This is a genomic window from Dolichospermum lemmermannii CS-548 (assembly GCF_028330815.1).
GTDB lineage: Bacteria > Cyanobacteriota > Cyanobacteriia > Cyanobacteriales > Nostocaceae > Dolichospermum > Dolichospermum lemmermannii.
In genome coordinates, this window is record NZ_JAQMTJ010000100.1 from 20,067 (window position 1) to 27,293 (window position 7,227).

The 7,227-nt window shown below is 37.6% G+C and carries 8 protein-coding genes and 1 pseudogene; 5 read left to right on the top strand and 4 right to left on the bottom strand.

The features are described from left to right. Positions 1–73 precede the first annotated feature (73 nt). A complete protein-coding gene (locus tag PN450_RS06825; protein WP_015083286.1) occupies positions 74–280 on the top strand; it encodes a phycobilisome linker polypeptide in 207 nt (68 codons plus the stop codon). 454 nt (positions 281–734) lie between these two features. On the opposite strand, the gene infC is transcribed toward PN450_RS06825, so the two are convergent. After that, entirely contained in the window at positions 735–1,268 is a 534-nt protein-coding gene (gene infC, locus PN450_RS06830) for a translation initiation factor IF-3 (RefSeq protein WP_015083285.1), read from the bottom strand. Between the two features lie 404 nt (positions 1,269–1,672). Between infC and PN450_RS06835 the strand changes: the two genes are divergently transcribed. From PN450_RS06835 to dnaG, 3 genes are all read left to right on the top strand, one after another. Then, a complete protein-coding gene (locus tag PN450_RS06835; protein ID WP_271835803.1) occupies positions 1,673–2,590 on the top strand; it encodes an alpha/beta fold hydrolase in 918 nt (305 codons plus the stop codon). Further along, a complete protein-coding gene (locus PN450_RS06840; RefSeq protein WP_271835804.1) occupies positions 2,584–2,757 on the top strand; it encodes a hypothetical protein in 174 nt (57 codons plus the stop codon). The genes PN450_RS06835 and PN450_RS06840 overlap by 7 nt, the downstream gene beginning before the upstream one ends. A gap of 134 nt (positions 2,758–2,891) precedes the next feature. Next, positions 2,892–4,802: a DNA primase gene (gene dnaG, locus PN450_RS06845; RefSeq protein WP_148767002.1), complete on the top strand. Its 1,911-nt coding sequence runs from the start codon at positions 2,892–2,894 to the stop codon at positions 4,800–4,802. A 144-nt stretch (positions 4,803–4,946) separates the two neighbouring features. Here the strand turns inward: dnaG and ilvN are convergent, their stop codons facing one another. Then, positions 4,947–5,465: an acetolactate synthase small subunit gene (gene ilvN, locus PN450_RS06850; protein ID WP_015083282.1), complete on the bottom strand. Its 519-nt coding sequence runs from the start codon at positions 5,463–5,465 to the stop codon at positions 4,947–4,949. A 221-nt stretch (positions 5,466–5,686) separates the two neighbouring features. Between ilvN and PN450_RS06855 the strand changes: the two genes are divergently transcribed. Then, on the top strand, positions 5,687–6,025 hold the full coding sequence (locus PN450_RS06855; RefSeq protein ID WP_168697529.1) for a BON domain-containing protein: 339 nt from the start codon (positions 5,687–5,689) through the stop codon (positions 6,023–6,025). A 102-nt stretch (positions 6,026–6,127) separates the two neighbouring features. Here PN450_RS06855 and PN450_RS24195 read toward each other — a convergent pair. Both PN450_RS24195 and PN450_RS06865 read right to left on the bottom strand, forming a co-directional pair. Further along, positions 6,128–6,250, bottom strand: a pseudogene (locus tag PN450_RS24195) (protoglobin domain-containing protein); the annotation flags it as partial. 208 nt (positions 6,251–6,458) lie between these two features. Then, positions 6,459–7,127, bottom strand: a complete 669-nt coding sequence (locus PN450_RS06865; RefSeq protein WP_148767000.1) for a response regulator — start codon at positions 7,125–7,127, stop codon at positions 6,459–6,461. Positions 7,128–7,227: the final 100 nt, after the last annotated feature.

Here is a 7,227-nt window from a genome sequence, read left to right on the forward strand (position 1 = left end):
TAATTAAAGATTTTGACTCAAGATATTTGAGATAAAAAAGTTTCTAAAACAATATCAGGAGATTTGAAACAAAATGGCTCGTTTATTTAAAGTAACTGCTTGTGTTCCCAGCCTAACTCGGACTCGCACCCAACGCGAATTACAAAATACTTACTTTACTAAGTTAGTTCCTTATGAAAATTGGTTCCGTGAACAACAACGGATTCAAAAAATGGGTGGCAAGATTGTTAAGGTGGAATTAGCAACTGGTAAACAAGGTACTAATACTGGTTTGTCTTAATTTCTATAAATCAAATATTATTTTATTTTGATTTTATCAGGGGTCAGTAATGACCTCTTTTTTATGTTGAGAATTTCATATCAGAGAATGTCAAAGAGCGGATTTCTTCATCAATTCCTGAACTAGAGCCGCTACCAGAGGATGTGGATCTGTTTTTAATGTTTTTCATTACTATCCGGCATTTTTTCCCGTTCCACAATTCCGTGTTCTATCAGCCGCTGGAGTTTTTCCTGTGGTGGACGGCGATCTAAAATATGCAATAACATAGCAAAAGTCCTGAACAACTGAGTATTATTTTTCCCACTCAGCCTTCAGGACTATCATTTTAGAATAAATTGACATAAATCTAATTATGGTTGAATGCTGAGGGAATGGGAAAAATTTCCCTGGGGTCAATTTTAGATCCTATTATTCACTAATTTATACAGCACTCATTACCAGGTTGTTGACAAGATTATTTTTTGGGTGAAATCAGCATCATCATATTCCGCCCTTCTTTCTTAGGTGCTTGCTGAAGTTCACCAAAAGGCTCTAAATCCGTAGCCATCCGTTTAAGCAACGTTTCTGCCAAGTCACTGTGTTGAATTTCCCGACCTCGGAACATCACAGTAGCCTTAACTTTATCGCCATCTTTAAGGAAGCGTTCAGCTTGCTTAACGCGCACATTATAGTCATGTTCTTCTATTTTGTAGCGCATTTTCACTTCTTTCACATCAGCCGTGTGCTGTTTCTTCCGGGCTTCCCGCGCCTTCTTCTCCTGCTCAAACTTATATTTCCCATAGTCCATTATTCGACACACTGGCGGATCAGCCTTGTCACTAATTAGCACTAGGTCTAATTCCTTTTCCTCTGCTAATTGTATCGCTTCCTGCGGAGTTATAATTCCCAGTTGTGCGCCATCAGTGTCAATGACCCGAATTTTCGGGAAGCGAATCCGTTCGTTAATTTGGGGCAGATCGCGAGTTCTTTTTTTCTCAATCACAGGCATTATGATTAGTGGCAGCTCTATTAGTTAAGATTTTGGACTGGTCTTGAATTTAGTTAGTTTAGTTTGATATGCCATTGAAGGCAAAATACAACAGTAACTCAGAATTGGAAAATGAATATCCCTCTCTAGTGTAGCAAATTTATAAGAGAAGTTTAATCAAGTCGTTGACTGTATAGCCTGACTCTGAGTTGATTCCACTGCATTATTTAACGTAAATTACATGATATTTGACACTAATAACTATTGTTACAATTTTCTTCTGAGATACATAGAGGTATGATATCTAGAAGATGTTTCCATGATAGCAAAATTAGGTATACATTGAAGCTAACCAAATATAATGTAACATATTAAGAAAGAACGCACAAAATTAATAGTTTCCAACTAATCACTAAGAGATAACTGTGACTACCGTAAGACATTGGCAGCAAAGAGTTGGTAATCAAAGGGATTGGGTGTGGCGTGGTTGGCAAACCCGTTATACTTATATTCGTCCTCCCCATGATTATGCAAAAACAACACCTTTAATTTTACTTCATGGTTTCGGCGCGTCCATTGGTCATTGGCGACATAATTTAGAGGTTTTGGGTAAATCTCATCCGGTTTACGCCTTAGACATGATTGGTTTTGGGGCTTCGGAAAAGGCTGCAACTAGCTACAATGTGGAACTGTGGGTAGAGCAGGTTTACGATTTTTGGAAAACCTTTATTCGTCAACCAGTGGTTTTAGTGGGTAATTCCATCGGTTCACTAATTTCTCTAGTCGCAGCCGCTAACCATCCTGATATGGTGAAGGGGATAGTGATGATGAGTTTACCTGATCCTAATTTGGAACAGGAGATGATCCCGACTGCTTTACAACCTCTTGTTAGCGGGATTAAAAGTATATTTACTTCCAGATTAATATTAAAACCGATATTTTATTTTGTGCGTCGTCCTGGTGTACTGCGTCCTTGGGCTAGTTTAGCTTATGCAAATCCTGAAGCTATTACTGATGAACTTATAGATATTTTAGCAGGACCGCCGCAGGATAGGGGATCTGCCCGTGCCTTTAGAGCCTTGTTTAAAGCGACAACGGGGGTTAATTTTAGTCCTAGTGTCAAGAAGATTTTACCAAACTTAACAATTCCTATGCTGTTAATTTGGGGGAAAAAAGACCGATTTGTGCCGCCAAAACTAGCAAATCAATTTGTGGGCTACAATAAAAGATTGCAATTGCTATATTTGGAAGATGTCGGTCATTGTCCCCATGACGAATCACCAGAACAAGTTAACCAGACGATTTTAGATTGGATTGGTAATTCGTCAGTTGTCAGTTGTTAGTAGGGGCGAAGCATTTGGAAGATAATCATCGGTCATTGCCAAAAATAGTTCTCCAAATGCTTCGCCCGTACAGTTGTCAGTTGTCAGTTGCAAAAGATATATTTCTCTCCGGTTCTATAAAACTTACCCAAAAACCGTCCCTGACTGGCAGCAACGGATTTTGTTGATCAACTGATTGAAGATGCGGACAAATAGTAATGTATGGGTAGTTATGGGTAGAGATTATCTAGCAGTTTCTTCCCCTATTTTTGGATGTGAATCCTGCTATATAATAGATATCACTTCTCACTGTTTACCTCTCATGCAAATTCCCCGCTTACATCCAGACACTATCGAAGAAGTAAAACTCAGGGCTGATATTGTTGATGTGGTTTCGGAGTATGTAGTTTTGCGGAAACGAGGTAAAGATTTTTTGGGGTTATGTCCTTTTCATGATGAGAAAAGCCCCAGTTTTAGCGTTAGTCCTAATAAGCAAATGTATTATTGCTTTGGCTGTCAAGCAGCGGGTAATGCGATTAAGTTTGTCATGGACTTGGGAAAACGTCAATTTGCAGACGTGGTACTAGATTTAGCAAAACGTTATCAAGTCCCGGTTAAAACTTTAGAACCTGAACAAAGACAAGAATTACAACGGCAAATATCTTTACGTGATCAATTATATACGGTTCTTGCTACTGCTGCTCAATTTTATCAACACACTTTAAGACAGTCTCAAGGACAAAAAGCATTAGAGTATTTAGAACAAACTCGTCAATTTAAACAAGGAACAATTCAACAATTTGGTTTAGGTTATGCTCCTGCTGGTTGGGAAACTCTTTACCGTTATTTGGTAGAAAGTAAACATTATCCCGTGCAATTAGTAGAACAAGCGGGATTAATTAAACCCCGGAAAGAAGGGGGTGGATATTATGATGTATTTCGTGATCGCTTAATGATTCCTATTCGGGATATTCAAGGTAGAGTCATTGCTTTTGGTGGCAGAACTTTAACGGAGGAACAACCGAAATATCTCAATTCTCCAGAAACAGAATTATTTAGTAAAGGGAAAATGTTATTTGCTTTAGATGAAGCTAAAGACGGTATTTCTAAAGTTGATCAAGCGGTGGTAGTTGAGGGATATTTTGATGCGATCGCTCTCCATGCAGCCGGAATTAATAACGCCGTTGCTTCCCTAGGAACTGCATTAAGTATAGAACAAGTGCGGCTATTATTACGTTACACAGAATCCAAACAATTAATCCTCAATTTCGATGCTGATAAAGCCGGCACAAACGCCACAGAAAGAGCAATTGGTGAAATTGCTAATTTGGCTTATGCAGGGGAAGTGCAATTAAAAATCCTCAATTTACCTAATGGTAAAGATGCTGATGAATATCTACATAGTCATACCTCAGCCGATTATCAACAACTATTAACAAATGCGCCACTTTGGCTTGATTGGCAAATTCAAAATATTATTAAAAATCGAGATTTAAAACAAGCTACTGATTTCCAACAAGTCACCCAACAAATAGTTAAACTATTGCAAAATATCGTTAATAGTGATACACTTAATTATTATGTTTCTTCCTGTGCAGAAATATTGAGTTTAGGAGATACTCGACTTATTCCTTTAAGAGTTGAAAATCTCCTAACTCAAATTAAACCTGGTAGGATAAAATCTCTAAATCCGCGGACAAGTAATCCCGCAACTAAAACCCCAAAGCTATCTTTAGTTAACACAGAACGCAGTTTACTAGAACGAGCGGAGGCATTATTATTAATTATTTATCTTCATTCTTCCCAGCAGCGGCAAATAATTATTGAAGATTTAGAAAACCGTAATTTAGAATTTAGTCTTTCTCATCATCGCTTTTTATGGCAACAAATGGCAGAATTTACAGTTGATGAAGTTGATTTAATTTCTAGTGTGCAAAATAGATATTTAGAATTAGCAGAAGAACTAGAAATAGTTTCTCATATATTTCATCTCAACGAAAAAAATAAAACAGAAATATTACGAACTCCTCATGTTATTCAAGCAGCATTAGCTTGCATGGAGAGAGTATTTCGAGAAAAACGCTATCGTTATTTTATGGAACAATGGGAAAAAATAGATCCTGAAGCCGAACCAGAAAAAGATAAATATTATGCTGAAGCCATATATATAGAAAAACTTCATTTACAAGACCTTGAGAAACAGCGACAATTTTCTATTACCGACTTAATTTAGGCAAGATGAAATTTTAGCAACACCTAACTTTTAATCTTCATTATCAAAATAATAGCAGCAGATATAGCCATTACACCATATCTGCTGCTTGATTACATGAAAAACTTCGATGATTAACTTCTTGATCATCCGTTTGCAATTACACTAGACTTTTGCTTGTAAAGACTTCAGTAATTCAGTATTCACACCCGATTCACGAGTCAGAGAAATTTTACCTGTGCGAGCGATTTCTCTCAGTCCAAATTTTTGTAGCATTTGCACAATCGCCACCATTTTACCAGGATCACCCACAACTTCCAAAGTCAAAGAATCTTCAGCCACATCCACAATTCGCGCTCGGAAAATCTGCGACAATTCGATAATCTCCGAACGATTACTGCTAGTAGCATTTACTTTCAGAAGCATCAATTCTCTTTCTACACAAGGAATTTCTGTAATGTCCTGCACTTTGAGAACATTAACTAACTTATACAGTTGTTTGGTAAGTTGCTCAATAATGCGATCATCACCAGGAACAACCATCGTAATTCGGGATACTCCTTCCTGTTCCGCAGGTCCCACAGCCAGGCTTTCAATATTAAAACCCCGACGAGCAAATAAACTAGCAATGCGGGATAGAACCCCCGCTTCATCTTCCACAATAACTGACAGCGTATGTTTCATCGGCGACTAAAGGAGCATGACATGAACGCAGACCGGCACTCATGACTGCAAAGCGAGTTTCGACTACGCTGCATTGTCGGTCTGAATTTTTATTTTATACTTAATAATTGCGATCGTTCCGTTCCTGTGGAAAAGTTATCTATTTTCAAAGATAGATGCAGCCTTTAAATTAAAGCCATATATTGTCATCAGCAGTGAAAATTGACAGGAACAAAGTATTTATGGGTTGGTTACAAAGAATGTTTGGCTTAGAGCAATCGGAAAGCGCCCAAGTTAATCCAATTTCTAGCGACGATGCTAATACACAAACAACAGAGCCAGAACGCATGGGATTAAATGGAGAATATGACCAAAGTGGTTTAGCCAAGCGCGTAGCATTAGCATTTGATCAAACTCCTGAACTTGATGATGTTCACACTCTCTGGGTTGCTCAAACAGGTAGCACTGTGGTACTAAAAGGTCAAGTTCCCACCCAGGATATTCTTAATCAACTAATTGCTGTAGCTCACACTGTTGATGGCACTACAGATGTTGATACGACACAAGTTAATACTAATTAAAATTTACTGAATAAGTTTTTAGTAAAAATAAGAAGCAAGGAGCAGGGAGCAGGGAGCAGGGATAAAGCATGAGCTAAACCCCTACACCTATTCCCTATGGTACTACATATCAGATGCACCAGTAGCAATTAAACGTCTGAATAAGGCTGCTGACCATCCTGTTTCTTTGAGTACCGCAGCCGAAGAAACTTCTACATAAGCTTGTTCAATAAAAGCTAAATCAATCGGCGTTGGTGAATGAAAGTATGAATTAGTCTCACGCAAAGGCGCAAAGGCGCAAAGATTAAGAGTTTCAGAAAGGGAATTTTTGATTTTCATACCTCAATTCAGGAATACCAATCAATCATACAAATTGCCAATTCATGTTTGCACAATGATGGAACTGTGTAAATGGATGCCTCTTTTCTAACCCCCTTATGAATTAAATTATGTGCTATTTATTTTCAATATTTTGTTGTAAGTAAGTAAAAAAACTATTTGCCAGGATAGCAGCTTGTGTGCGATCGCGTAAACTTAGTCTATTTAAGATATTGGTAACATGATTTTTAACTGTACCCTCAGAAATATACAATTTTTGGGCAATTTCTCGATTATTATCACCAATAGCAATTAACCGCAAAACTTCTTTTTCTCTAGGGGTGAGTTCCGCTAAGTTCGCTGGTACAGCTAATACTGGTTGTGAATTAGCCGGAAATTGAGTGACTAGTTTTTTGACTATTCCTGGTCCCAATTGGGAATATCCTTTGTCAACTGCACGAATGGCGACTGCTAACTCTTCTGAGGGTGTATCTTTAAGTAAATAACCCATTGCGCCATTTTGTAATCCTGCTTTCACATATTCATCATCATCAAAAGTTGTTAAAATAAGAATTTTGCTGTGAGGAAAATGGTGATTAATTTCTTTGGTAGCAGCAACTCCATCTATGATAGGCATTCTGATATCCATTAAAATTACGTCAGGTTTTAATTTTTCAACTAGATTAATTGCGATTTGACCATTTTCAGCTTCCCCGACAATTTCTATATCTGCTTCTAATTCTAATAAGGCTCTTAAACCTTGACGAATTAAACTTTGATCATCTACAAGTAAGACTTTAATCATTTTTGTTGGTAATTGGTAATTGGTAATTGGTAATTGGTAATTGGTGATTGGTAATTGGTAATTGGTAATTGGTAATTGGTAATTGGTGATTGGTAATTGG